This is a genomic window from Burkholderia sp. BCC1998, assembly GCF_905339875.1.
GTDB lineage: Bacteria > Pseudomonadota > Gammaproteobacteria > Burkholderiales > Burkholderiaceae > Burkholderia.
Genome location: NZ_CAJPHE010000010.1, coordinates 211367 through 234842 on the forward strand (window position 1 = coordinate 211367; position 23476 = coordinate 234842).

General features: G+C 69.7%; 23 protein-coding genes and 1 tRNA gene. 12 read left to right on the forward strand and 12 right to left on the reverse strand.

Annotated elements, in window-relative coordinates; translation table 11 throughout:
- The first annotated feature begins 38 nt into the window (after window positions 1-38).
- The 5 genes from U5A56_RS19480 to U5A56_RS19500 all read left to right on the forward strand — a co-directional run bounded on the left by U5A56_RS19480 (window position 39) and on the right by U5A56_RS19500 (window position 2491).
- On the forward strand, window positions 39-467 hold the full coding sequence (locus U5A56_RS19480) for a YraN family protein (protein ID WP_124486891.1): 429 nt from the start codon (window positions 39-41) through the stop codon (window positions 465-467).
- Window positions 468-594: 127 nt separating this feature from the next.
- The gene (locus U5A56_RS19485) at window positions 595-1179 is read left to right on the forward strand and encodes an SIS domain-containing protein (protein ID WP_124520491.1); all 585 of its coding nucleotides are present in this window, start codon (window positions 595-597) and stop codon (window positions 1177-1179) included.
- 17 nt (window positions 1180-1196) lie between these two features.
- Window positions 1197-1994: a BON domain-containing protein gene (locus U5A56_RS19490; RefSeq protein ID WP_044846349.1), complete on the forward strand. Its 798-nt coding sequence runs from the start codon at window positions 1197-1199 to the stop codon at window positions 1992-1994.
- Window positions 1991-2350, forward strand: coding sequence for a c-type cytochrome (locus tag U5A56_RS19495; protein WP_044846348.1), 360 nt, complete (start codon window positions 1991-1993; stop codon window positions 2348-2350). Before U5A56_RS19490 ends, U5A56_RS19495 begins: the two co-directional genes overlap by 4 nt.
- A 65-nt stretch (window positions 2351-2415) precedes the next feature.
- Window positions 2416-2491: transfer RNA gene (locus U5A56_RS19500), tRNA-Ala, on the forward strand.
- A gap of 69 nt (window positions 2492-2560) precedes the next feature.
- On the opposite strand, the gene U5A56_RS19505 is transcribed toward U5A56_RS19500, so the two are convergent.
- From U5A56_RS19505 to U5A56_RS19515, 3 genes are all read right to left on the reverse strand, one after another.
- Window positions 2561-3958 (reverse strand): enolase C-terminal domain-like protein, encoded by a 1398-nt coding sequence (locus U5A56_RS19505; protein ID WP_321924035.1) that lies wholly within the window; start codon window positions 3956-3958, stop codon window positions 2561-2563.
- Window positions 3959-4020: 62 nt separating this feature from the next.
- Complete coding sequence (locus U5A56_RS19510) at window positions 4021-5361, reverse strand: MFS transporter (protein WP_321924037.1); 1341 nt, start codon at window positions 5359-5361, stop codon at window positions 4021-4023.
- 247 nt (window positions 5362-5608) lie between these two features.
- Window positions 5609-6583: a LysR substrate-binding domain-containing protein gene (locus tag U5A56_RS19515; RefSeq protein WP_321924039.1), complete on the reverse strand. Its 975-nt coding sequence runs from the start codon at window positions 6581-6583 to the stop codon at window positions 5609-5611.
- A gap of 38 nt (window positions 6584-6621) precedes the next feature.
- On the opposite strand from U5A56_RS19515, the gene U5A56_RS19520 reads away from it, so the two are divergent.
- The 3 genes from U5A56_RS19520 to U5A56_RS19530 all read left to right on the forward strand — a co-directional run bounded on the left by U5A56_RS19520 (window position 6622) and on the right by U5A56_RS19530 (window position 9461).
- Window positions 6622-7353 carry a glutathione S-transferase gene (locus U5A56_RS19520; RefSeq protein WP_321924041.1) on the forward strand — a complete coding sequence of 244 codons (732 nt, stop codon included), beginning with the start codon at window positions 6622-6624 and terminating at the stop codon, window positions 7351-7353.
- 127 nt (window positions 7354-7480) lie between these two features.
- Entirely contained in the window at window positions 7481-8107 is a 627-nt protein-coding gene (locus tag U5A56_RS19525) for a DUF2239 family protein (protein ID WP_321924043.1), read from the forward strand.
- Window positions 8108-8123: 16 nt separating this feature from the next.
- Window positions 8124-9461, forward strand: coding sequence for a carotenoid oxygenase family protein (locus tag U5A56_RS19530; RefSeq protein WP_321924045.1), 1338 nt, complete (start codon window positions 8124-8126; stop codon window positions 9459-9461).
- A 13-nt stretch (window positions 9462-9474) separates the two neighbouring features.
- On the opposite strand, the gene U5A56_RS19535 is transcribed toward U5A56_RS19530, so the two are convergent.
- Genes U5A56_RS19535 through U5A56_RS19550 form a run of 4 tightly spaced genes read right to left on the reverse strand, consistent with a single transcriptional unit; the run spans window position 9475 to window position 13741 of the window.
- Window positions 9475-10641, reverse strand: coding sequence for an ABC transporter permease (locus tag U5A56_RS19535; protein WP_321821656.1), 1167 nt, complete (start codon window positions 10639-10641; stop codon window positions 9475-9477).
- Between the two features lie 12 nt (window positions 10642-10653).
- A complete protein-coding gene (locus tag U5A56_RS19540; RefSeq protein WP_124571402.1) occupies window positions 10654-11808 on the reverse strand; it encodes an ABC transporter permease in 1155 nt (384 codons plus the stop codon).
- Between the two features lie 18 nt (window positions 11809-11826).
- A complete protein-coding gene (locus tag U5A56_RS19545; protein ID WP_124520499.1) occupies window positions 11827-12525 on the reverse strand; it encodes an ABC transporter ATP-binding protein in 699 nt (232 codons plus the stop codon).
- A gap of 10 nt (window positions 12526-12535) precedes the next feature.
- The gene (locus U5A56_RS19550; protein ID WP_321924049.1) at window positions 12536-13741 is read right to left on the reverse strand and encodes an efflux RND transporter periplasmic adaptor subunit; all 1206 of its coding nucleotides are present in this window, start codon (window positions 13739-13741) and stop codon (window positions 12536-12538) included.
- Between the two features lie 368 nt (window positions 13742-14109).
- Between U5A56_RS19550 and U5A56_RS19555 the strand changes: the two genes are divergently transcribed.
- The gene (locus U5A56_RS19555) at window positions 14110-14343 is read left to right on the forward strand and encodes a hypothetical protein (RefSeq protein WP_044846339.1); all 234 of its coding nucleotides are present in this window, start codon (window positions 14110-14112) and stop codon (window positions 14341-14343) included.
- Window positions 14344-14546: 203 nt separating this feature from the next.
- Here the strand turns inward: U5A56_RS19555 and U5A56_RS19560 are convergent, their stop codons facing one another.
- On the reverse strand, window positions 14547-15314 hold the full coding sequence (locus U5A56_RS19560) for a Mut7-C RNAse domain-containing protein (protein ID WP_124668272.1): 768 nt from the start codon (window positions 15312-15314) through the stop codon (window positions 14547-14549).
- Between U5A56_RS19560 and U5A56_RS19565 the strand changes: the two genes are divergently transcribed.
- Window positions 15288-16283, forward strand: coding sequence for an NAD(P)-dependent oxidoreductase (locus U5A56_RS19565; RefSeq protein ID WP_321924053.1), 996 nt, complete (start codon window positions 15288-15290; stop codon window positions 16281-16283). The two genes, U5A56_RS19560 and U5A56_RS19565, sit on opposite strands and share 27 nt — an antisense overlap.
- A 71-nt stretch (window positions 16284-16354) precedes the next feature.
- Window positions 16355-16990: a LysE family translocator gene (locus U5A56_RS19570; protein ID WP_044846336.1), complete on the forward strand. Its 636-nt coding sequence runs from the start codon at window positions 16355-16357 to the stop codon at window positions 16988-16990.
- 81 nt (window positions 16991-17071) lie between these two features.
- Here the strand turns inward: U5A56_RS19570 and U5A56_RS19575 are convergent, their stop codons facing one another.
- Window positions 17072-18349: an MFS transporter gene (locus tag U5A56_RS19575; RefSeq protein WP_321924055.1), complete on the reverse strand. Its 1278-nt coding sequence runs from the start codon at window positions 18347-18349 to the stop codon at window positions 17072-17074.
- Window positions 18350-18446: 97 nt separating this feature from the next.
- Here U5A56_RS19575 and U5A56_RS19580 point away from each other — a divergent pair, with 97 nt between their 5' ends.
- Entirely contained in the window at window positions 18447-19367 is a 921-nt protein-coding gene (locus tag U5A56_RS19580) for a LysR family transcriptional regulator (RefSeq protein ID WP_321924057.1), read from the forward strand.
- Between the two features lie 200 nt (window positions 19368-19567).
- Here U5A56_RS19580 and U5A56_RS19585 read toward each other — a convergent pair whose 3' ends face one another.
- The 3 genes from U5A56_RS19585 to U5A56_RS19595 all read right to left on the reverse strand — a co-directional run bounded on the left by U5A56_RS19585 (window position 19568) and on the right by U5A56_RS19595 (window position 23246).
- Window positions 19568-20401: an OmpW/AlkL family protein gene (locus tag U5A56_RS19585; protein WP_044846333.1), complete on the reverse strand. Its 834-nt coding sequence runs from the start codon at window positions 20399-20401 to the stop codon at window positions 19568-19570.
- Window positions 20402-20416: 15 nt separating this feature from the next.
- Window positions 20417-21661 carry a DUF2957 domain-containing protein gene (locus tag U5A56_RS19590; RefSeq protein WP_321821652.1) on the reverse strand — a complete coding sequence of 415 codons (1245 nt, stop codon included), beginning with the start codon at window positions 21659-21661 and terminating at the stop codon, window positions 20417-20419.
- Between the two features lie 151 nt (window positions 21662-21812).
- Window positions 21813-23246: a DUF2957 domain-containing protein gene (locus tag U5A56_RS19595; RefSeq protein ID WP_124489231.1), complete on the reverse strand. Its 1434-nt coding sequence runs from the start codon at window positions 23244-23246 to the stop codon at window positions 21813-21815.
- Window positions 23247-23476 lie beyond the last annotated feature (230 nt).

A 23476-nucleotide genomic window follows, 5' to 3' on the forward strand; every position in this document is an offset into this window, starting at 1 on the left:
ATGCGCGCAATCGCGGCGCAAGCGGAACAAGGACGGCATTGTGCCACGCGGCGCCGGCCGCGCCGGGCGGCGAGCGCGGTTTGCCGCGCGGCGGCGGCAATTTTTCCGGCACGACGCGATCCAGGTCGGTCGGCGCGACGTTCGAGCAGCGCGCGCGGCAGTTCCTGGAGCGCCGCGGTCTCGCGTTCGTCGCGGCGAACGTGACGATGCGCGGCGGCGAACTCGACCTCGTGATGCGCACGCCCGACGGCACGCTCGTGTTCGTCGAGGTGCGCGCGCGGCGCAGCACGCGGCACGGCGGCGCGGCCGCGAGCATCGGCTGGCGTAAGCGGCGGCGTCTGGTCGCGGCCGCGCTTCATTTCTGGGTACGGCATGGCGCGGGGGCCGCGTGCCGTTTCGACGTCGTCGCGTTCGAGGCCGGCCGGCTCGAGTGGCTGCGCGATGCATTTCGTGCCGACGATGCGTAGCCGCGAGCTGTGACGAGATGTAAAGAGTTCTCGTCATACCCCCGGAGAGGGTGCCGGAGTGCGGTAAACTCGCCGCACCCATGACGTTGCGCGCGGTGTGCCCACGCGCCCAGTTCACCAGGAATCGATGTCAGTCGAACGTATTCAGCAACATTTCCGTGACAGCGCCGCGCTACACGCCGAAGCGGCCGACGCGCTGTCGCTGCCGATCGCAGCCGCGGTCGATGCGATGTTCGCCGCGCTGGCGAACGGCAACAAGATCGTCGCGTGCGGCGACGGCCCATCGGCCGCTGCCGCGCACTACCTCGCCGTGTCGCTCGTCGGAGGCTTCGAGCGCGAGCGCCCGGGCCTGCCCGCGATCGCGCTGGCCACCGATGCGTCGCAGGGCGGCCTCATGGGGGCATCCGCCGTCGACCAGCTGTTCGCGCAACAGGTGCGCGTGCTCGGGCAGACCGGCGACATCCTGCTGGTGCTCGACGCGAGCGGCGCGTCGCCGCGCGTGCTGGCCGCGATCGACGAAGCACACGAGCGCGAGATGACCGTCGTCGCGCTGACGGGTGGCGACGGCCAAGCCGTCGCGGCCGCGCTGTCCGATACCGATATTCCGATCAGCGTGCCCGCCTCGCGCGCGGCGCGCGTCCATGAAGTCCATCTGCTGACCATCCACTGCCTGTGCGACGGCATCGACGCGATGCTGCTGGGTGAGGATTGAACGAAGGAGAGCCGTCGATGAACCAAAGCCGCGTCAAACAGACGCTCGTCAGAACCACGTTGCTCGCCGCGCTGACGGCGGGCCTCGCGATGTCGCTGCAGGGTTGCGTGCTCGGCGTGCTGGGTGCGGCGGCCGGCGGCGGCGCGCTGATCGCGACCGATCGCCGCACGCTCGGCGCGCAGACCGAGGATCGCGAGATCCAGGTCAAGTCGCTCACGCAGATCAACAACGGGCTGCCGGACCAGTCGCACGTGAACGTGACGGTGTTCAACCGCCGTGTGCTGCTGACGGGCGAAGTGCCGAACGACGCATCGAAGCAGCGCGCCGAGGAAATCGTGCGCGGCATCAACAACGTGAACGGCATCGTCAACGAGCTGTCGGTCGAGCCGGCATCGTCGCTGTCGTCGCGCGCGAACGACTCGTATCTCGAAGGACGCGTGAAGTCCGAGTTCATCGCGACGAAGGGGCTGTCGGCGAACTACTACAAGGTCGTCAGCGAGCGCGGCAACATCTACCTGCTGGGTCTCGTGACGGTCGACGAAGGCAATCGCGGCGCGGATGCGGCGAGCCAGGTGCCGGGCGTCGAGAAGGTCGTGAAGGTGTTCCAGTACATCCAGCCGCAGGACGCGCAGGCATTGCAGGCCGCGTCGCCGAGCGGGGCATCCGGCGCGCAGCCCGCCGCCGCGCCCGCGGATGCCGCGACGGTCGGTGCCGTGCCCGATGCGTCGGTCCAGTCCACGCCGCTGCAACCGCCGGCGCCGATCTCGAATTCGTCGAGCGTGCATCCGGGTAACCCGAAGGCCACGCCGCAATGAAGTCGACGCAGATGAAGTTGAAGCAATGGATGGTGCAGGGCGCCGCGGCGGCCGCGCTCGCGGCCGGCGCGCTCGGCACGGCGCATGCGGACGTCGGCGACGGCCTGAAGGTCGCGCGCGGCAATGCCTGCATGGGCTGCCACGCAGTGGACCGCAAGCTCGTCGGTCCGTCGTTCAAGGACATCGCCGCGCGCTACAAGTCCGATCCGCAGGCCGTCGCGAAGCTGTCGAAGAAGGTGAAGGACGGCGGCTCCGGCGTGTGGGGCGCGATTCCGATGCCGGCACACCCGCGCATGAGCGACGCGGATCTGCGCGCCGTGGTCGAATGGGTGCTGGCCGGCGCGCCGTCGAAGTGACGCGCCGGGGTGACGGAACCCCTATTGCCAAGCGCGGAAATGCATGTGTATGATGGTTGTCTGTTGGGGCGGTAGCTCAGCTGGGAGAGCGTCGCGTTCGCAATGCGAAGGTCGGGAGTTCGATCCTCCTCCGCTCCACCAACGGATTCCGAAGGGCCCGGTCGCAAGACCGGGCCCTTTTGTTTTTCCGCGTGTCCCGCTCCGCCGCCGTCACCCCCGCCCGAAACTCGGCCGCTTCGGATCGTACGTCCAGCCCGGCACCAGATACCGCATCGCCATCGCATCGTCGCGCGCCGTGCCGCCGACCTCGCGATACAGCGCATGCGCGGCCTCGACCTGCGCCATGTCGAGCTCGATCCCGAGCCCCGGCCGCTCCGGCACGGCCACCTGGCCGCCGACGATCTCGAGCGGCTCGCGCGTGAGCCGCGCGTCGCCTTCCTGCCAGATCCAGTGCGTGTCGATCGCGGTGATCGTGCCGGGCGCCGCCGCGGCCGCTTGCGTGAACATCGCCAGCGACACGTCGAAGTGGTTGTTCGAGTGCGAACCCCACGTGAGCCCCCAGTCGCGGCACAGTTGCGCGAGCCGCACCGAGCCCTGCATCGTCCAGAAGTGCGGATCGGCGAGCGGGATGTCGACCGCCTGCAGCCGCACCGCATGATCCATCTGCCGCCAGTCGGTCGCGATCATGTTGGTCGCGGTCGGAATGCCGGTCGCGCGCCGGAACTCGGCCATCACCTCGCGGCCCGAATAACCGGCTTCCGGCCCGCACGGATCCTCCGCGTACGCGAGCAGATGACCTTGCCCGCGACACAGCGCGACCGCTTCGTCGAGCGACCACGCGCCGTTCGGGTCGAGCGTCGCGCGCGCGTCGGGAAAGCGCGCCTTGATCGCCGCGATCGCTTCCATCTCGTCCGCGCCGGCCATCACGCCGCCCTTCAGCTTGAAATCGGCGAAGCCGTAGCGCTCGACCGCGGCCTCGGCCTGCTGCGCGATCGCGGCCGGCGTGAGCGCGGCTTCGTTGCGCAGCCGGAACCACGGATCGGCGGCGTGCGTCTCGTCGCGATACGGCAGGTCGGTGCGGCGCCGCTCGCCGATGTAGAACAGGTACGCGAGCATCGGCACCGCGTCGCGCTGCTGGCCTTCGCCGAGCAGCGCCGCGACCGGCACGTCGAGATGCTGGCCGAGCAGGTCCAGCAGCGCGGCCTCGATCGCGGTGATCACGTTGTCGAGCCGCAGGTTGATCTCGTGCGGCTGGCGCAGCACGGCCGCCTCGCCGGCCGACGTCACCTCGTGCCGGATCGTCCGGCCGGCCGTCGCACCGGCGCCGGACAACGCCGCGCGCACCGCGTTGAGCGTCGCCTGGTAACGCCCGATCGACTGGCCGACCACGGGGCCGGTCATCCGCTCGAGCGCCTGGCGGATGCCTTCGCCGCCGGGCACTTCGCCGACGCCCGTGTGGCCGCTGCTGTCGTCGAGGATCACGAGGTTGCGCGTGAAATACGGTGCGTGCGCGCCGCACAGGTTCAGCAGCATGCTGTCGCGGCCGGCGACGGGGATCACCTGCATGCGCGTGACGCGCGGCGTGCCGGCACGGCGGGATTCGGACATCGGTTCGCTCCTGGTTCCGGTGATGCACGGGCCGCCGGACCCGCCGGCGCGGCCCGCGCCGTTCAGTTCAGCTCGACGCGGCGGATCTCGCCGACGACGAACAGGTAGCAGATCACGGCGACCAGCGCGTGCGCGACGACGTACACCAGCGCGCCGTTGAACGAGCCGCTGCGGTCGACGATATAGCCGATCGCGATCGGCGTGGTGATGCTGGAAAGATTGCCGCACGTGTTGAGCAGCGCGCCGCTCAGGCCGGCGATCTGGCGCGGCGCGGTGTCGGCGTTGACGGCCCAGCCGAGCGCGCCGAGCCCCTTGCCGAAGAACGACAGCGCCATGAACAGCACGACCAGCACGTGCGAGTCGGTGTAGTTGCAGACGATCATCGACATCGACAGCAGCATGCCGATCACGATCGGCACCTTGCGCGCGACCGACAGCGACTGGCCCTGCTTGAGCAGCGCGTCGGACACGATGCCGCCGAGAATCCCGCCGAGGAAGCCGCACACGGCGGGGATCGACGCGACGAGCCCCGCGTTGAGGATCGACATCCCGCGCGCCTGCACGAGATAGACGGGGAACCACGTGATGAAGAAGTAGGTGAGCGCGTTGATGCAGTACTGCGCGACGTACACGCCGACGAGCATCCGGTTCCTCAGCAGCGCCTTCACGTGACGCATCGACGGCCCGCCGTCGCGCGCGCCGGTCGCCTGGTCGATGTTGACGAGCGCGCCGCCTTCGGCGAGGTAGTCGAGCTCCGCATCGTTGATACGCGGGTGCGCCTTCGGGTCGTATATCGTGCGGTTCCACACCAGCACGAAGGCGAAGCCGAGCACGCCCATCACCGCGAACACCGACTGCCAGCCGTACGCGTGCACCAGCCAGCCCATCAGCGGCGCGAACACGACGGTCGCCGCGTACTGCGCGGCATTGAAGATCGCCGACGCGGTGCCGCGCTCCGCGGCCGGGAACCAGGTGGACACGATCCGGCTGTTGGCCGGGAACGACGGCGCCTCGGCCGCGCCGACCAGGAAGCGCAATCCGAACAGCAGCGCGAACGCGGCCGCGCCGCCGAAAAAGCCGATGCCGCCCTGCAGCAGCGTGAACAGCGACCAGAAGAAGATGCTGAACGCATAGACGATGCGCGACCCGAAGCGGTCGAGCAGCCAGCCGCCCGGCAGTTGCGCGATCACGTACGACCAGCCGAACGCCGAGAAGATGAAGCCCATCTGCACGTGGCTCAGGTGCAGCGCGCGGGCCAGCGCCGGGCCCGCGATCGCGATCGCCGCGCGATCCGCGTAGTTGATCGTCGTGACCGCGAACAGCACGGTCAGCACGAGCCAGCGCACGCGGGTGCGCCGGGCCGTTGCCGACGCGGACGCCGGCAATGCGTGAAGCGGATTCATCAGTGTCTCCTCCGAAGGGCGGAAGGTGCCGTCGTGCGGCTGCGCGTCGGGTGCGCGCGTTTTTCGTGGCGGTGTTGCCGGCCTGAAGCCGGACGTTGGACGCCGATGCCCGGGGCACGGCGTCCGGATCATTCTGTCACGGCGAAATATGCGCTTTCATGCCAATTACTGACTTGATCGATTCAGGAATTGAATCGATTGGATGTGGGCGCGAAGAATTGTGAGCGTGAATCGCCGGAAGGTTCGTTCACGCGTGCGCGTCGCCCGGGGCGGTGCCGTGGTGGGCCGCGACGTGTTCCGCGAGAAACTCGACCGCGGCGCGCACGCCAGGCAACTGGCCGCGCCGGTGCGGCATCAGCAGTGTGGTCGTGACGGTGCCGGCCCGCCAGCCGGGCAGCACGCGCACGAGCGCGCCCGACGCGAGCGCGGCGCCGGCGATCCAGTCGGGCAGGCATGCGATCCCGAGGCCGGCCGTCGCGGCCTGCAGCAGCAGCGTCGACTCGTCCGCCTGCATTCGGATGCGCGGGGCGACGTCGACGGTGTCGCCGGCGCGCTGCAGCCGCCATGGTTGAGGACCTGGATGAAGCCCGTCGTGCCGCGCGAGGTCGGTCGGCGCGTCCGGTGTGCCGGCACGCGCGAGATATGCCGGCGACGCAACGGCGACGATCGGCGACGTGGCCAGCGGCCGTTGCACGAGTGCGGAATCGGGGAGCGGCGCGAAATGACTGCGGACCGCGATGTCGAAGCCTTCCTGCGCGATGTCGACGAGCCGGTCGCTCGCGTGAATCTGCAGCAGCAGCTTCGGGTGCGCGATCGCCAGCGCCGGCAGGCATGGCGCGAGGATGTGCTGCGCCACCGGCACCGAACTCGTGATCCGCACGACGCCGGCCGGTTCGGCCGCCTGCCGCAGCACGGCGTCGCGCGCGCTTTCGGCCTCGATCACCGCCGCGCGCGCATGCTCGAAGAATTCGGCGCCGACCGGCGTCAGCCGGAAGCTGCGCGACGTGCGATGCACGAGCCGCGCGCCGAGCGTGCGCTCGAGCTCGGCCACGCGCTTGCTGACCGTTGATTTCGGCAGGTCGAGCCGACGTGCGGCCGCCGACATGCTGCCCGCGTCGACCGCCTGTACGAAGAGGTAGAGATCGTTCAGATTCACTGTCAGCGTCCACCAGAAGAAACGACGGGTTTCGATTCTAGCGGCTACTGCGCGATCGTTCGTCATGGGAGCATGATTGCTCGATCCACTTCTGCGAAATCCCCATGTCTCCGATCCTTCTCTACGGCATTCCCGCCGGCTGCTCGTTCGGCTCGATCGTCGCGCTCGAATGGGCAGGCCGGCCTTACCGGCTGTCGCGCATCACGATGCCGGGCCTCGTGACGAGCGACGCGTTCCTCGCGCTGAACCCCGCCGCCGAGACGCCGGCGTTCGTGACCGCGAACGGCGACGTGCTGACCGAAAGCGTCGCGATCCTCGGCCATGTCGGCGCACAGGCGCTCGACAGCGGCCTCGCGTTCCGCCAGGGCAGCGCGGATTTCGACCGTCTGAACCGCATGCTCGCGTGGTTGAACACGACGTTCTTCAGCGCGTTCGGCGCGCTCTGGTACGTGTACGAACACGGCGCCGAAGGCGCCGAGAAAGCCGTGCTGCAGGCATACGGTCGCGGCAAGGTGCTGAAGGCGCACCGTCACCTGGAAGCGCTGCTCGAGCGCGGCGACGGTCCGTGGTTGCTCGGCGCGCAACGCACGCTGGCCGACGCGTATTTCGCGGGAATCGCCCGCTGGGCCGACTATCACGCGGTGTTCGAGCAGGATGCGTTTCCGCGCGTCGCCGCGCTGCGCGCACGGCTCGCCGACGACGCCGGCGTGCAGTTCGCTCACGCGATCGAGGAAAACCGGCCGCTACCGGCGTCGTCGGCCTTCGAAGGACACGTGTCGCTCGACGATGCGCTCGCCAGCGCGCGCGTGACCGCGATGCCGGCAGCGACGCCCTGAAGACCGGACAGCGCGCTCACCCGACGCGCGCACGGCGTCGGCAAATTTTTACCCGGGTGATATTGACATTCAATTTATACCCGGATAAAAATAGCGTCATTCCGATTTCTGCCCACGGGCGACCACGATGACGCTCTCCACACTTCTCCCTTCCTACACGGCGTTCGACGGCCACCGGCGCGTCGCGTCGGGCCCGCTCGCGGCGGTGGCGGTCGCGGTCCGGCAGGCGGCCGGCGACGCCATGTCCGGCACGATCGTGATCTTCGACGACGCGACCGGCCGCTCGATCGACCTCGACCTGCGCGGCACGGCGGACGATATCCGCGCGCGTTACGCGGCTGCGCCGGGCGATGCATCCGCGCCCGCCGCGGAGGGAGGCGAGGCGGGCGAACAACGCGGCCGCGGCCGTCCGAAGCTCGGCGTCGTCTCGCGCGAGGTCACGTTGCTGCCGCGTCACTGGGAGTGGCTCGCCGCGCAGCCGGGCGGCGCGTCCGTCGCGCTGCGCAAGCTCGTCGAGGACGCGCGGCGCACGCATGCGGCGGCCGACCGGCGCCGCGACGCGCAGGCGCGCGCCTATCACTTCATGTCCGCGATCGCGGGCGACCTGCCCGGTTTCGAGGAGGCCGCGCGCGCGCTGTATGCGAACGACCTCGCGCGGCTGGCCGAGTGGGTCGCCGGCTGGCCGGACGACGTGCGCGACCATGCGCTCGCGCTGGCGCGCGGCGATCTGCCGCCGTCGACCGAAGACTGCTGAAGGAGCACACGACGCGATGACGACGTTCGATCTGAACCACGGCGCGATCGCGCCGGTCGTCGACGAAGCCGACCTCGTCGACCTGCGCGTGACCGGCACGATCCCGCCCGAACTCGACGGCACGCTGCTGCGCAACGGCCCGAATCCGCCGGGCGGCCGTTTCGAAGGCAACGACGTGCTGTCGTGGTGGCCGGAAGCGGCGATGCTGCACGCGATCGCGTTCGAACGCGGCCGCGCCGCGGGTTACCGGAACCGCTGGGCCCGCACGCGCCGCTGGGCCGATGTTCACGCGCCGGAGCAGGCGCCGCATCTGCCCGACACGAATCCGAACGTGAACGTGCTGCAGCACGCGGGCGAATTGCTCGCGCTGGCCGAAGGCGGCGCGCCGCTCGCGATCACGGCCGCGCTCGACACGCTCGGTGCGCCCGCGCGGCACGCGGCGTTCGGCGGCGCGATGACCGCGCATCCGAAGGTCGATCCGGTGACCGGCGAACTGATCCTGTTTCGCGCGGACTGGCGCGCGCCGTGGCTGCGCTACGGTGTCGCGGACGCGCAGGGCGTGCAGCGCGTCGACCTCGCGGTCGACGTGCGCGCGCCGTCGATGATGCACGACCTCGCGATCACCGAGACCCGCAGCCTGCTGCTCGACCTGAACGTGGGTTACGACTTCGCGATGCTGAAGCACGGGCACCGGATGCCGCTGCGCTGGCACGACGACCGCGACGCGCGGATCGGCGTGATGCCGCGCCACGGCGGCGACGTGCGCTGGTTCGGGATCGAGCCGTGCTTTATCCAGCACGTGGTGAACGCGTACGACTGCGATGCGTCGTGCATCGTGCTCGATGCGGTGCGCTATCCGTGGTTCCTGCGTCTCGACGCGCGCACCGGCCGGTTCGCCGACAACCCGGTCGGCGAACTGTGGCGCTACGTGATCGATACCGCGAACGGGCTGGTCGACGAGGGGCCGCTCGCCGATGGGGGCATCGAGCTGCCGCGCATCAACGAAAGCCGGACCGGGCGCCGCTACCGTTACCTGTATGCGGCCGAGCAGCCGAACCATACCGAGATGCGCGGCGTGATGCGCTTCGATCACATGCGCGGCACGACGACGCGTTACGCGGTACCGGCCGGCGACCAGAACGGCGAGCCGGTGTTCGTGCCGCGCCCGGGCGGCACCGACGAGGACGACGGCTGGCTGCTGGTTGTGGTCTACCGCGCGGCGACGGATACGAGCGACGTCGTGATCCTCGATGCGCGCGCGATCGACGCGGCGCCGGTCGCGACCGTGCACCTGCCGCGCCGCGTGCCGGCCGGGTTCCACGGCGCGTGGGTGCCGCGCGAGCGCCGCGCGTGAGCGGCCGCGCGCGTCACTGCGCGCGCAGCGCGTCGACGATGCTCAGCCGCGCGGCGCGCATCGCCGGCAGGAACCCGCCGACGAGCCCCATCACGAGCGAGAACAGCAGCGTCTTCACGACGATCGCGGGCGTCAGCACGAAACGGAACGACAGGTCGGAGAAAGTCTGGAAGTTGGTCGTCGAGAACGACGCGAACTCCATCAGCGACGCGCACGCGAGCCCCGCGACGCCGCCGACGAAGCCGAGCAGCAGCGCCTCCAGCAGGAACGCGGCAAGCACGTTCATGCGCTTGAAGCCGAGCGCGCGCAGCGTGCCGATCTCGGCGGTGCGGTTCGCGACCGATGCATACATCGTGATCATCGCGCCGATCATCGCGGCGATCGAGAAGATCGTCGACAGCGTGATGCCGAGAATGTTGATGAAGGTCGACAGCGCCTTCGACTGGTCGCCGTAAAACGTCTGCTCGCGCTTCGCTTCGTCGGTGAGGCGCGGGTCGACGTCGATGTCGGCCTTGAAGCGCGCGAAACCGTCGGCGCTCGGGATGCGCAGCACCATCGACGAATAGCTGGTGCGCCGGAACGACTGCATCAGCTGGTCGACGTCGCCCCAGATCTCCGAATCGAAGCCGCTGCCGCCCGCGTCGAAGATGCCGACGACGGTCCAGTCGCGCTGCGCGAAATGCAGGCGGTCGCCGAGCTGCGTGCCGCTGAAGCCTCTCGCGATCGCGCTGCCGACGACGATCTCCGACGAGCCCGGCGCGAACGTGCGGCCGGCGACCAGCTTCACGCGCGGCCGCAGCGCGAGGCCGGCCGGCGACACGCCGCGGATCACGACGTTGGACGGCTTGCCGGTCGACGTCTTCACGAGCGAGATCAGCACGACGGCTTCCTTCGACACCTGCGGCCGGCCGTCGGGGCCGAGCGCGACGGCCGGATGCATCTCGAGCGCGTTGGCCTGCTGGTGGTCGATCGCGCTCTGGATCTCGGTTTCCGCGCCCTTGCGGATCACCACGGCGTTGTCCGGTTCGCCGGTCGACACGAGCGTCTGCGTGAGCCCCGCGTCGAGCATCTGCACGGTCGCGAACACGAAGATCACCAGCGCCATCCCGCCCGCGGTGAGCGCGGTGGTGAGCCGCCGGGTCCACAGGTTGCGCGCGATGTAGGTGAGCGGAATGGCCATCGATGCGCGCCTCTAGCCGATCGCCCGCAGGCCTTCGACCACGCGCACGCGTGCCGCCTGCCACGCCGGCACCAGTGCGGCCGCGAAGCCGACCGCGATCGAGCACGCGGCCTGCAGCGCCATCGTCCCGTCCGACACCCTGAACACCGGAAAGATGCCGCCCGCGGCCTGCTTGAAGAGGCTCGCGGCCGGCGGCGTCGCGAGCATCCCGAGCCCGCCGCCCGCCACCGCGATCACGACCGATTCGCCGAACACGAGCAGCGCGAGAAAACCGGGGCCGAAGCCGAGCGCCTTCAGCGTCGCATATTCGGCGGTGCGTTCGCGCGCGCTCATCGCCATCGCGTTCGCCATCACGGCCATGATGATCAGGATCACCACGTACGACACGACGCGGATCGCCGCGATGATCTGGTTCGACATCGCGACGAAGCCGAGCTGGAACGCCTGTTCGGTCTCGGTCAGCGTTTCGGCGAGCGAGTTCCTGAACACCGCGTCGACGTTGCGCGCGATCGCGGCGCCGTCGTCCGGGTGCGCGACGCCGAGCACGAACACGCCGACCTGGTCGGCCTGCTTCGGCGTGCGCTTGCGCACCGTCTCGTTAAGGTAGTCCCAGTGGAACACCAGCTGGCGCGTGATCGTCGAGTCGTCGCGGCCGTCGAGAATGCCGCGCACGACGAAGTCCCACGTACCCGGATAGATCGTGCCCTTCAGCGGAATCACGTCGCCGACCTTGAAGCCGAACTGCGTCGCGAGCTGGCGCCCGACCAGGCAGCCGCGGCGGTCGCGGACGTAGTCGGCGCGCTGCTGTGCCGGGAGGATGAATTCCGGATACAGGTCGAGGTAGTTCTCCGACACCGCGAAGCTCGCGAAGAAGTTCTTCGGGTCGCGGTATATGCCGCCGAACCAGTTCGAGCGGACCACGGCCGTCACGCCGTCGACGCCGCGGATCCGGTTCTCGTAGCTGACCGGCAGCGGGAACACGAGCGAGATCGCGTTGCGCGTGACGAGCCGGCCGCTCGACGCGGCGGCCGCGCCCGCGTACCACGCGTCGACGACGGTGTGCAGCAGCCCGAACGCCAGCACCGCGATGGTCAGCCCGAGCACGGTCAGCAGCGTGCGCAGCCGGTGCCGCAGCGCGTTGCGCGCGATCAGCTTGAACACCATCATCGTGCGCGCTCCCGTCCGTCAGACGGCGTGCCCATCGATCAACTCTCCTTTCTCCAGATGCACGAGCGACTGCGCGGCGGCAGCCGCGTGCGCATCGTGGGTCACCATGATGATCGTCTTGCCGAGCTCCGCGTTCATCCGCTGCAGCATCGCGAGCACGTCGGTGGCCGACGCGCGGTCGAGGTCGCCGGTCGGCTCGTCGGCGACGATCAGCACCGGGTCGGTGATCAGCGCGCGCGCGATCGCGACGCGCTGCTGCTGGCCGCCCGACAGCTCGGACGGGTAATGGCTGGTCCGGTCGCCGAGATTCACCATGTCGAGCACCAGCTCGACGCGCTCGCGCCGTTCGCGGCGCGACAGGTGCGTGAGCATCAGCGGCAGCTCGACGTTCTCGAACGCGGTGAGCACCGGCATCAGGTTGTAGAACTGGAAGATGAAGCCGACGTTCGCCGCGCGCCATTCGGCCAGTTGCGCTTCCTCGAGCCGCGAGATGTCGAGGCCGCCCACGCGCAGCTCGCCGCTGTCGGGCCGGTCGATGCCGGCGACGAGATTGAGCAGCGTGCTCTTGCCGGAACCCGACGGCCCCATCAGCGCGACGAAGTCGCCTGCGCCGATGTCGAGCGTGATGTCGGTCAGTACCGGCACGACCTGGTTGCCGCGCCGGTACGACTTTGCGACGTGGCTGATCTCGACGAGGGGCGGCGAGGCGTCGTTCACGCGCGCCACGCTACTTCTTCGCGACGGCGACTTTCGCGCCGTCCTTCAGCTTCGCGCCTGGCGCGAGCACGACCGTGTCGCCGGGCTTCACGCCGCGGATTGCGACGAGTTCGCCGATCCGCGCGCCTCGGGTCACCGCCGTCGCACGCACCGTTTCGTCCTTCACGACGAACACGACCGGGCGGCCGTCGCGCTCGACCACCGCGCTCGCCTGCACGGCCGTCACCGGCTGCCGGTCCTGCGGCGACGCCGGCTTCGACAGGAACGCGATCTTCGCGCTCATGTCGGGCAGCACGCGCTCGTCGCGGTCGACGAAACGCACCTTCACCAGCACGGTCGCCTTCGAGCGGTCGACGGTCGGCACGATGCGCGACACGCGGCCCGCGAAGCGCATGTCGGGCAGCGCGTCGAGCTGGATCTCGCACGGCTGCTCCGCGCGGATCTTCGCGATGTTCGATTCGGCGACGTCGGCCTCGACCTCGAGCGTGTCCATGTCGGCGATGGTCACGACCGCGCCCTTGCTGTCCGACGCGGACGAGAACGGCGTGATGTTGTCGCCGACGTTCGCGTGCTTCGCGAGCACGATCCCGTCGAACGGCGCGCGGATCACCGTCTGGTCGACCGCGACTTGCGCGGCCTGCGCATTGGCTTCGGCGGACGCGATCGCGGCTTCGTCGCTGTTGACCGACGCGCGTGCCTTGTTCACGCGGGCCGTGTCGATGTCGAGCTGCGCGGCCGGCACCGCGCCCTTCGGCGCGAGCACGGCGGTGCGGCGCAGCGCGATCTCCGCATCCTTCAGCTCTGCCTGCGCGACGCCGAGGTTCGCACGGGAGACCTGCGCCTGCGCGCGTGCCTGTGCCAGCGACGCCTGCACGTCGCGGCTTTCGAGCCGCGCGATGATCTCGTCCTTCTTCACGCGCGTGCCCTCGAGCACGCCGAGCCACTCGACGCGACCCTGGCCCTTCGACGCGACCGCCGCCTTGCGCTGCGGCACGACGTAGCCGGTCGCGTTGAGCTGGGTGTCGTTCTGGTACGGGTAGGCGGACGTGACGGAGGTCATGTCGACCGTCGGCCGGCCGGTGAGCGCCAGCGCGGCGACGATCGCGACGATGACGAGTGCGGCGGCGACCGCGTAGCGGACCCACCGGCGCCGGCGTGGCGCGGGTGCGATCGGACGCCGGTCGATTTTCAGTTTGTCCAGATTGTGATCGGGCAATTTGGGCGCCTTGCGACGGCGGCGGTCTCGTGACCGGCCGCGTCCGGTTGGGACGGAAGGTGGCCAGTATAGCGTCGGGGCGACGGGCGCGAGAGCCGGTTTGTCGGACGATTGACGCAGGTCCCGGCGGCGCGTCGCGCGGGCGCGAAACCCGTGCCCCCGGGGAAACCCGAACGATGCAAGCTGCATGTCAACTCGCCGCGCGGGCGATGCGTTATGGAGCCTGTGCGTCAGTATTTGCCGAGGCGGAAAGGCGAGAGCCGACCCGTCCGGCGGCGACCGGCAACCCGGCGCGACTGATGTTCCGATGCGGATGCCTCGCATCTCTTACCGGTACGTTTGACTTTTTCTCCGCTAAAGGAAGAACAATGAAGAAGACGCTCGCTTCGATCATGACCGCAGCATTCGCTCTCGCATCGGTTTCGGCATTCGCACAGGCGTCGGCGCCGGCAGCCGACACGTCGGCCGCTGCACCGGCACCGGCCAAGAAGGATCACAGCAAGCCGAAGCACCAGCTGAAGCAGCACGGTTCGGCCAAGGGCAAGGCGAAGGCTGCAGCCGCTTCGGCCGCCGGCACGAACGACGCAGGCACGCAGAACTAAGCACGCTTCACCGGGCCGGCGCTGCCGGCCCCCTGTCGCGAAACCCCGCACGCTCCGGCCTGCGGGGTTTTGTTTTTCTCAGGGGCGTCAGCCACGTCGGGAACGACGCAGGCGCGCAGAACTAAGCACGCTCCGCCGGGGTCGCCGCTGCCGGCCGGCCGTCGCGAAACCCCGCATGCTTCGGCCTGCGGGGTTTTGTTTTTTCAGGCGTCCGCCACGTCCGGAAACTCGAGGGCATCGGGCGGCGGCGCGCGCATCGCATCGACCACCGCGCGCATGCGCCGCCAGTGCGACCCTTCCCAGAACACGCGCCGGCACACGTCGCACGCGGCAAAGCGCCGGTGCCGCTGGCGCACGCCAGGCGGCACGCGCGGCGCGGCGTCCGCCGCATCGAGCGCGTGCAGCGGCGCGTTGCAGCGCAGGCACAGCCGGAACGGCCGCATGTGCGGCGCGAGATCGAGCCGCGCGAACAGCTCGCGCAGCTGCGCGTCCGGCTGCTGCGCATGCAGGTAGCAGCCGCGCACGACCGCGCGGCGCTTCAGCAGCTCGCGGTCGCGGGTCAGCACGATCCGGCCTTCGCGCGCGGCGAGCGCCGCGAGTTCGTCGTCGCGGTAGTGGTTGTCGTAGCAGGTATCGAAGCCGGCGAGGCGCAGCAGCTGCGCGAGGCCGCCGAGATGCGCGTCGGCGACGAAGCGCCAGCGGTCCGGTTGCGGCAGCGGCGAGGCGGCCGCCGGCTGCGCGCGTTCCGGATGGATGTCGACGCGGTCGCCGTCGCCGAGCGGCCGGTCGAGGGCGGCCGGTGCGCCGTTCACGCAGAGCCGGCCGATTTCCGTATGCGGGACGCCGAGCGCCTCGACCGCGTGCTTGACCGTCGCGTCGCGGGCAAACGCGTGCGCGAACGCGCACTCGCGCTGCTCGCGCGCGAGAAACGCGTTCAGTTCGCCGTGGAAGCGGAAGGTCGCGGTCGCCATTGGCGCAGTATCGCACCGCGCACGGCCGGTCGCCCGGGGGCTGCAGGCCGCCGCCATCTGTGTTTAACTCCCCGCTTCACGGGTCGAAGGAGCGGGGAAATGGATCTCGGATTTATCGGGCTGGGCGAAATGGGGCAGGCGATTGCGACGAACCTGCTGAAGGCGGGGCACGCCGTGCGGGTCTGGAACCGGTCGCGCGAGCGCGCCGAGCCGCTCGCCGCGCTGGGCGCGCAGATCGTCGCGACGCCGGCCGACGCGTTTCGCGGCGACGCCGTGTTCTCGATGCTCGCCGACGACGCGGCCGCGCGCGAAGTATTCGACGACGCTTTGCTCGCGCAGGCGCCGCGCGGCCTGATCCACGTGAACATGGCGACGGTGTCGGTCGCGCTCGCCGAGTCGCTCGCGCACGCGCATGCGTCGCGCGGCCTCGAGTACGTCGCCGCGCCCGTGATGGGACGCCCGGACGTCGCAGCCGCCGCGCGCCTGACGATCATGGCCGGCGGCCCGGCCGAGGCGATCGACCGCGTGCAGCCGCTGTTCGACGCGATCGGCCAGAAGACCTGGCGGTTCGGCTCGCTGCCGCAGCATGCGAACGTCGCGAAGATCGCGGCGAATTTCACGCTCGCGTCGGCGATCGAGACGCTCGGCGAGGCGTCCGCGCTGCTCGGCGCGCACGGCGTCGCGATGCGCGATTTCCTCGACGTGATCACGAACAGCGTGTTCCCGGGGCCGGTCTACGCAGGCTACGGCGGGATGATCGCCGAGCGCAGCTACGAACCCGCGCGCTTCAAGGCGCGCCTCGGGCTGAAGGACGTGCGGCTCGCGCTGGAGGCCGGCGACGCGGCGTCGGTGCCGCTGCCGGTGGCGAGCGTCGTGCGCGACAGCCTGCTCGATGCGCTCGCGCACGGCGGCGGCGAACAGGACTTCGCGGTGCTCGGCGAAGTCGCGCTGCGCCGCGCGGGCCGCTGAGCCGACGCGGGACAAAAACGCCGCGCGCACGGCATAATCGACATTTCAATTCTCTTTCGGTCGGGGCGGTCATGAACCTGCATACGTGGTGGCTTTTCGTGGCGACGGTGTTCGTCGTGTCGGCGATTCCCGGTCCGAACATGCTGCTCGTGATGACGCACGGCGCGCAGCATGGGCTGCGCCGCTCGGCGTCGACGATGGCCGGCTGCCTGAGCGCGCTGGTGCTGATGCTCGCGGTGTCCGCGGCGGGGCTCGGGGCGGTGCTCGAGGCGTGGCCGGCGACGTTCGATGCGTTGCGCTTCGCGGGCGCCGCCTACCTGATCTATCTCGGCGTGAAGGCGTGGCGCGCACGCGTCGACGACGCGCCGGCCGCGGACGTCGATGCGGTTTCGCAAGGCGCGTCGGCATCGCGCTGGGCGCTGTTCCGCAATGGTTTCCTGGTCGCGGGCAGCAACCCGAAGGCGATCCTGTTCGCGGCCGCGCTGCTGCCGCAGTTCATCAATGCAGCCGAGCCGACGCTGCCGCAGTTCTGCATCCTCGTCGTCACGTTCGCGGTGATCGAGGTCAGCTGGTATCTCGTCTACGCGTCGTTCGGCACGCGCATCGGCGCGACGCTGAAGAGCCAGAGCGTCGCGAAGGTGTTCAACCGGCTGACGGGCGGGATCTTCGTCGGCTTCGGCGCGATGATGGCGCTGGTCCGTCACTGATTTTGGCCAGCGCGGCCACGCGGCCCGCCGGACGCCCCGCGCCTCGTCAGAGGGCGGGGCGTTTTCATATCCGGGCCCGCGTTACGCGCGCGGCCACGCCGCGGTGCCGCTCCGGCGCCCGCCCGACAAGCCGAACGCCGCGGCCGCGCCCGCGAACGCGAAGCCGACGCCGCACACGGCGCTCCACCCGCCCCACGCCCATGCGCTGCCCGCCAGCGCCGCGCCGAGCGCGCCGCCGGCGAAGAACAACCCGACGAACAGCCCGTTCAGCCGCCCGCGTGCGGCCGGGTTCAACAGGTTGATTTCCCGGCGGCCGATCGTCTGGTCGACGATCACGCCCGCGTCGAGCAGCGCCGCGCCGCCGGCGAGCAGCGCCAGCGCGACACCGCGATGCGCGTGCGCATCGAAGCCGAACCAGCCGGCGCCGGCGATGCCGAGCACGGTGAGCGCCGCGAGCATCGTCACGTGCGCGATGCGCTGCGCGGCCGGGCCGTGGCCACGATCGCCGGCGCGGCCGGCCAGCGGCGTGACGATCGCGCCGCTCGCGCCGGCGAACGCGAACAGCGCGATGCCGTGCAGGTCGAGGCCGAACGGCGGCTGCGCGAGCCGCAGCCCGACGGCGGTCCAGAACGCGCTGAACGCGGCCATCGCGAGCGCGGCCGACAGCGCATGCCGGCGCAGCACCGCTTCGTCGGCCAGCAGCCGGCCCATCGACGCGAGCAGCGCGCGATAACCGGCCGAAGCCGGCGGCACGCGCGGCGGCAAGCGCAGCGCGAGCACTACCGCGATCGCCGCGTTCGCGAGCGCGGCCAGCGCGTAGAACGCGCGCCAGCCGGCCGTGCCCGCGATCAGGCTGGCGAGCGGCCGTGACAGCAGGATGCCGAGCATCAGCCCGCTCATCACGTTGCCGACCGCGCGGCCGCGCTGCGCTTCGGGCGCCATCGACGCGGCCATCGGCACAAGCATCTGGATCACGCTCGACGCGGCGCCGGCGGCCAGCGTCGCGAGCAGGAAGAGGGTGCCGGACCGCGTGAACGCCGGCAGCGCGAGCGCGGCCGCGCACGCGACGAGCGTCGCGACGATCAGCCGGCGGTTCTCGAGCAGGTCGACGAGCGGCACGAGCAGCACGAGGCCGGCTGCGTAGCCGAGTTGCGGCAGCATCGCGACGAGGCCCGCGAGACCGGGCGGCAGGTGCAGGTCGGCGCTGATCGGGCCCGTCAACGGCTGCGCGGCGAACAGGTCCATCACGATCACGCCGACCGTCGCGGCGAAGAAGAGCGTCATGCCCGTGCTCAGCACGGGCGGGGCACCGCGCGCGGCGCGGCCGGGGGCGGGGCAGGAGTCGGCAGGGCAGTTCATCGGAAGCCTGGAGCGTCGAGCGAAGGAATCCCCATCGTAGGTGCCGGATGTTTATGCGACAATTGAAATATGTCTAACATGATTATGCGAGTTTGCTTTGAATACGCGTGATCTCCAGGCGTTCGTCGCGGTGGTCGACAGCGGGTCGATGGTCGCGGCCGCGGCGAAGCTCCATCTCACGCAGCCGGGCCTCACGCGACGCGTGCAGAACCTCGAGACGCTGTTGGGCATGCCGCTGCTCGAGCGGCAGAGCAAGCCGCTGAAGCCGACCGCCGCCGGGCGCGACGTCTATGCGCTCGCGCGCAACGTGCTGGGTGCGGTCGACGCATTGATGGCGGCCGGTGCGCCCGACAGCGAGCCGTCGGGCGAACTGCGCATCGGCGTGCCGCCGTTCCTGTCCGAGCTGGCGCTCGAGCGGCCGATCGACCGGCTGCGCGACGCGTTTCCGCGGCTGACGCTGCGCGTGACGGCCGGCTGGTCGCCGGCGCTCGTGCAGGGCATCGAGCGCGGCACGCTCGATGTCGCGGCGGTCATGGTGCCGGCCAGCGCGGCGCTGCCCGATACGCTGACGGCCACGCCGCTCGGCACGCAGCCGACGGTGCTGGTCGCCGCGCGCGATTTCCCGCTGCCGGCCGGCCCGCTGTCGCTCGACGTGCTGTCGGGTTTTCCGTGGGTGCTGAGCCAGGACGGCTGCGGGATGCGTTCGGCACTGAGCCGCGCGCTCGGCGCCGCGGGGCTGCCGTTCGACGTCGCGGTCGAGGCGTTCGGCTCGGAGCTGCAGCTGTCGCTCGTCGCGCGCGGTGCCGGCATCGGGATCGCGTCGCCGAACGCACTGGCGCGCAGCAAGCATCGCGATGCGCTGAGGGTGGTGGAAACGGCGGGGCTGGAAACGCGGATCAACGTGTGGATCGTGCACGGCGCGCTGCCGGGCCGCCTGACGCGGCCGGTCGCGCTGCTGCGCGACACGCTGGGCGAGGTGCTCGACCGGGAGAACGGGAAGGGGTCGGATGCGAACTAGCGATCTAGAGTGCGCATTCGAGGGAAAATCCTTATTTTCTCTACGGAAATGTTGCAATGCGGAAACTGATTCGCTATAGTTACACCTGTCTCCTCCATGTCTCCTCTGATATGGATTCAGCCCGCCTCTTAGGCGGGCTTTTTTTTGCCCGCGTTTTTTGCGCGGGCCGTCCATTCATCCACCGTCCTCCGTCGCCGCCGTCAGAACTTGTAGGTCATCCCGACGTAGCTGATGATCGGGTCGGCCTTCAGGTCCGATTTCGACTCGGAGAGCACCGTGCCGTCGGCCGCCTTGATCGTCACCGTCGACGTCGTCTTCAGCGGGATGTAGGTCACCGACGCGACCAGCCCGAAATGCTCGGTCATGTTGTACTGCAGGCCCGCGTTGAATACCGGCTGCCATGACGACGACGCCTTCGCTTCCACCGATGTCGTACCCGGCTTGCCCGCGCCCGCGGCGAGAATCGCGCCGAGGTTGTCCTGCGTCTGCTTGATGAAGTTCGTGTTGAGCTGCAGGTCGCTGAACCAGTTGTACGACACGCCGAGGCCGAGGAACGGCCGGAACTTCGCGGTCGCCGCCCCGAAGTAGTACTGCAGGATCGCCGCCGGGCTCCACTGCCGCACGCTCTTCACGATCGGGTTCACCGAGGCGAGGCCGATGTTCTGCGTGCCGAGCGCGCCGGCCGGGCCGGGCGGCTTGATCGTGCCTTGGCCCGACACCTTGAACACCGGCGGCACGCCCGCCACCGACGTGACCGCGATGTGGTCGGTCAGGAAATGGCTGACCGTCAGGCCGACCGTGTCGGCGCCGCTCGTACGCAGCCCGGTGCCCGGCGACGTGAACGACGGCGGCAGCCGCAGCGGCGTGTTGATCGGCGTCGGCGCGACGTTGGTCGTCATCGGCGTGCTGCTCTGCTGAGGCATCACGTGGAACCAGCCCAGCGTGACGACGTTGCTGCCGGCGCTCTGCGCGTGCGCCGCGAGCGGCGCCAGGGCGGCGGCGCCGGCCGCCGCGCAGAGAAGGGTCTTCTTCATCACGGCTTCCCCCGCTTACTGGACGAACGCGCCGATCGTGAAATACGGCGTCGAACCCGCGTTGTCGAGGAAACCGAACACGCCACCCGTGAAGATGAACTTCCCGGTCGGCGACGTGCTGCCCGAACCCGTGTGGATCGTCGTGACCGTGCCCGGCACCTTCTGCGTGTAGTCCAGGTCGAGCGGGGTCGCGAGCGAGGCCTGCGACGGCTGGAACGGATCGAGCAGCGTGGCCTGGTTGTTGATCAGCGCGGTGGTCCGGTAGTCGAACTGGCTGTCGACGCCGATGTATTCGCCGTTTTGCGACCCGGCCGCGATCGCGGTCTGCGGCGCGAGGATCGAGATGCTCGATTCGTCGTCGGCGGTCAGGCCCGGCACGCCGTTGCTGTCGGGCGTCGGGTTCGGGTTCGCGACACCCGTGCGCACGAGGATCGGCACCAGCTGGTTGCGCAGTTTGCCGACGATCATGAAGCCCTTGCCTTGCGGCGTCGCCGACAGCGTCGGCTGCAGCTGGCTCCGGTAGTTGTTGCTCTGGAACGCGCCGCTGCCGTCGGCCGACTGCACGAAGTTCGTGCCCTGCTGCATGCACGCGCCGCCGGCGAACTGGCCGGTCGTGTCGCACTTGGTCCACGTGCCGTCCGCGTTGATCGTCACCTTCGCATCGATCGACGCCGGCGCGAATTTCTGCGACGGCACTTCGCCGAAGCCGATATGGCTGTACGTGCCCGCGACCTTCGTGATGTCGGTTTCGATCGACGAGAAGCCGATGAACGGGTAATACGGGAATTTCGTGTCGGGCACCGCGGCCTGGCCGAGCACGCCGTCGAACTGGATCTCCTTGCCGGGAATCGTGCCGCCCGCGACACCGAAGCCGACGAAGATGCGCGCCGGACGCGACGCATCGAGGCTTGCGCCGTTCAGCCGGAATGCGCACTGGTTCAGCTTGTTGGTCGGCAGCATCGTTTCCTGCGTGAGCGTGCCGCTGTCGACGGTGCCCGCGCGGGTCGGCGTGACGGTGCCGGTCTTTTGCGGCACCGGCGATTCGACATAGGTGACCTGCCAGGTCATCTTGGTCGTGTCGAGCTGGACCTTGGCCAGTTCGCCGCTGCCCGCGCCGCCGGTGTACACGGTGTTGTAGTCGAGCGTGGCGGGGCAGAGCCGGTCTTCGACGAGCGGGGGCGGGTTATCGCCGCCGCCACCGCCGCATGCGGAAAGAAGGGGGGCGGCAAGGGCCGCCGCGAGAACGAGGTTGCGCTTCATGTTGCTCCTCCAGATTTGTCTTGTCGGGCGGCCGGCTCCCTGTCGGCCGCTTCTGTTGCCTGTGCTCGTGCTGCTGCGCCGTGCCGGGCGCCGTCGTTGCGTGCCTTCCCTGCATCCCGCGGCGGCGCACCGGCCGCCGCGTCCTCGATCGTTACTTGCTGATCTGCGCGCCCACGCCGAAGTACGGTGTCGACGACGTGCTCGAGTTCGCCGACGTCGACGTGACGCCGCCGTTCACCGTGCCCTGGATCAGCGCCGCGTACAGGCCGCCCGTCGCGATCACCACGCCCGATGCGGACGGATAGGTCGCACCGTTCGCCGGCGTCGTCGTCGTGTTCAGCAGGCCCGGCGTTCCCTGACCGTAGTCGAGCGTGAAGGCGTCTTCCTCGGCCTGCGTGGTCGGGTTGATGAACGACGCGTTGCTGCCGCGGATCAGTGCCGCCGTGTACTTGAAGTTCGAATCCGCGCCCGCGTAGCCGCCGTCGATCGCGCCCGACTGGATCGCCGTTGCCTTGCCGAGCACCGCGATGCCCGATTCGTCGTCGACCTTGGCGTCGGTGTGCAGCGCGAGGTCGGTGCCCAGATACACGTAGCCGGTGCGGACCACCACCGGCACGGTCGCGCCGTTGAGCTGGCCGATCACCATGTGCGCGGTCGCCGACTTGCCGGTCGTGCCGACGATCGGCAGCGCCGTCTGCGGCAGGATCTGCGGTGCCTTCGTGCTGTCGAGGTAGCCGCCGTTCGCGGTGTTGACGGTCCACGGATCGCCGGTCGTCTGGCAGCCCCCCGCACTCGTCGACGTGCACGCGCCGTTCGCATCGAACGTCTCGCTCGAATTCGTGCCCTTCGTCGCGTAGTTGCCCGACGGCACGAGGTGGTAGAGCAGCGCGTTGTAGGTGCCCGGCAGCTTCGTGAGGTCGGTCGTCGTGTTCGCGAAGCCGAGGAACGGGTAGAAGTCGAAGTGGCGGTTCGGCACCTGGCCGACGTTCTTGTAGATCGGGACGCCGGCGACGGTGATCGTCAGCCCGTCGTACTGCACCGTCGCGCCGGGGATGCCGCCGCCCGCGACACCCATGCCGACCAGCAGCATCGGCGGGTTCGCCTGGTTGAAGTCGGCGGCCGTCGAATAGGTCGAGCCGTTCGGTGCCTTCCCCGAACCCGGCGTGAAGACGAACGCGCAGCGCGTCTGCTCCGCGGTCGGCAGCGCGCCGGTCGGCGGGTGGATGACCTTGCCGGTGATCGTGGTGCCGGCGCGGCTCGGCGTGACCGTGCCGGTCGCGAGCGGAATCGGCGATTCGAGCCACTTGAGCGTGTACGTCATCGCGACCGCGTCGATGTTGACGCTGACGATCTCGCCGCTGCCGGCGCCGCCGAGGTAGGTGCTCTTCACGATGTCGGCATCGGCCGGGCACAGCGCGCCGTTGACGGGCTGCGACGGCGGCGGCCCTTGCGTGCCGCAGCTCGATCCGGAACATTGAGGGGCCTCGATCGGCGCGGGCGAGCCGCCGTCTCCTCCCCCACAGGCAATCAGGAAAGGGGCGATGGCAAAGGCCGTTGCCACCCCCTTTGATAAGGCGTGCGACATGCCGCTGTCTCCAATCGTTTAATTGTGCGAGCTAATGTCGCTGCCAGGATTTTTGCTGTCAATTGATGAACTCGTCTAAAAAAGACGATTGAAACAACGCGCGCGCGATGAATCCTTGCGGGATAGCGCTTTCAGTAAGAATTAAAACGCGCGGAGGGCGCTGGAGTGCTGCCGGAGTGGGGCGGCTGCCACGCATGGACGGCGCTCGAGGCCTTCACGCGTATAACGGC

Bases quoted from the DNA above. Each gene is read 5' to 3' on its own strand.
- U5A56_RS19510 (WP_321924037.1), bottom strand. From the start codon at position 5,361: ATGAATCCGCTTCACGCATTGCCGGCGTCCGCGTCGGCAACGGCCCGG.
- U5A56_RS19590 (WP_321821652.1), bottom strand. From the start codon at position 21,661: ATGAAGCGCAACCTCGTTCTCGCGGCGGCCCTTGCCGCCCCCCTTCTT.
- U5A56_RS19570 (WP_044846336.1), top strand. From the start codon at position 16,355: ATGAACCTGCATACGTGGTGGCTTTTCGTGGCGACGGTGTTCGTCGTG.
- U5A56_RS19575 (WP_321924055.1), bottom strand. From the start codon at position 18,349: ATGAACTGCCCTGCCGACTCCTGCCCCGCCCCCGGCCGCGCCGCGCGC.
- U5A56_RS19555 (WP_044846339.1), top strand. From the start codon at position 14,110: ATGAAGAAGACGCTCGCTTCGATCATGACCGCAGCATTCGCTCTCGCA.
- U5A56_RS19505 (WP_321924035.1), bottom strand. From the start codon at position 3,958: ATGTCCGAATCCCGCCGTGCCGGCACGCCGCGCGTCACGCGCATGCAG.
- U5A56_RS19560 (WP_124668272.1), bottom strand. From the start codon at position 15,314: ATGGCGACCGCGACCTTCCGCTTCCACGGCGAACTGAACGCGTTTCTC.
- U5A56_RS19540 (WP_124571402.1), bottom strand. From the start codon at position 11,808: ATGATGGTGTTCAAGCTGATCGCGCGCAACGCGCTGCGGCACCGGCTG.
- U5A56_RS19485 (WP_124520491.1), top strand. From the start codon at position 595: ATGTCAGTCGAACGTATTCAGCAACATTTCCGTGACAGCGCCGCGCTA.
- U5A56_RS19515 (WP_321924039.1), bottom strand. From the start codon at position 6,583: ATGACGAACGATCGCGCAGTAGCCGCTAGAATCGAAACCCGTCGTTTC.
- U5A56_RS19585 (WP_044846333.1), bottom strand. From the start codon at position 20,401: ATGAAGAAGACCCTTCTCTGCGCGGCGGCCGGCGCCGCCGCCCTGGCG.
- U5A56_RS19490 (WP_044846349.1), top strand. From the start codon at position 1,197: ATGAACCAAAGCCGCGTCAAACAGACGCTCGTCAGAACCACGTTGCTC.
- U5A56_RS19525 (WP_321924043.1), top strand. From the start codon at position 7,481: ATGACGCTCTCCACACTTCTCCCTTCCTACACGGCGTTCGACGGCCAC.
- U5A56_RS19495 (WP_044846348.1), top strand. From the start codon at position 1,991: ATGAAGTCGACGCAGATGAAGTTGAAGCAATGGATGGTGCAGGGCGCC.
- U5A56_RS19535 (WP_321821656.1), bottom strand. From the start codon at position 10,641: ATGGCCATTCCGCTCACCTACATCGCGCGCAACCTGTGGACCCGGCGG.
- U5A56_RS19530 (WP_321924045.1), top strand. From the start codon at position 8,124: ATGACGACGTTCGATCTGAACCACGGCGCGATCGCGCCGGTCGTCGAC.
- U5A56_RS19520 (WP_321924041.1), top strand. From the start codon at position 6,622: ATGTCTCCGATCCTTCTCTACGGCATTCCCGCCGGCTGCTCGTTCGGC.
- U5A56_RS19595 (WP_124489231.1), bottom strand. From the start codon at position 23,246: ATGTCGCACGCCTTATCAAAGGGGGTGGCAACGGCCTTTGCCATCGCC.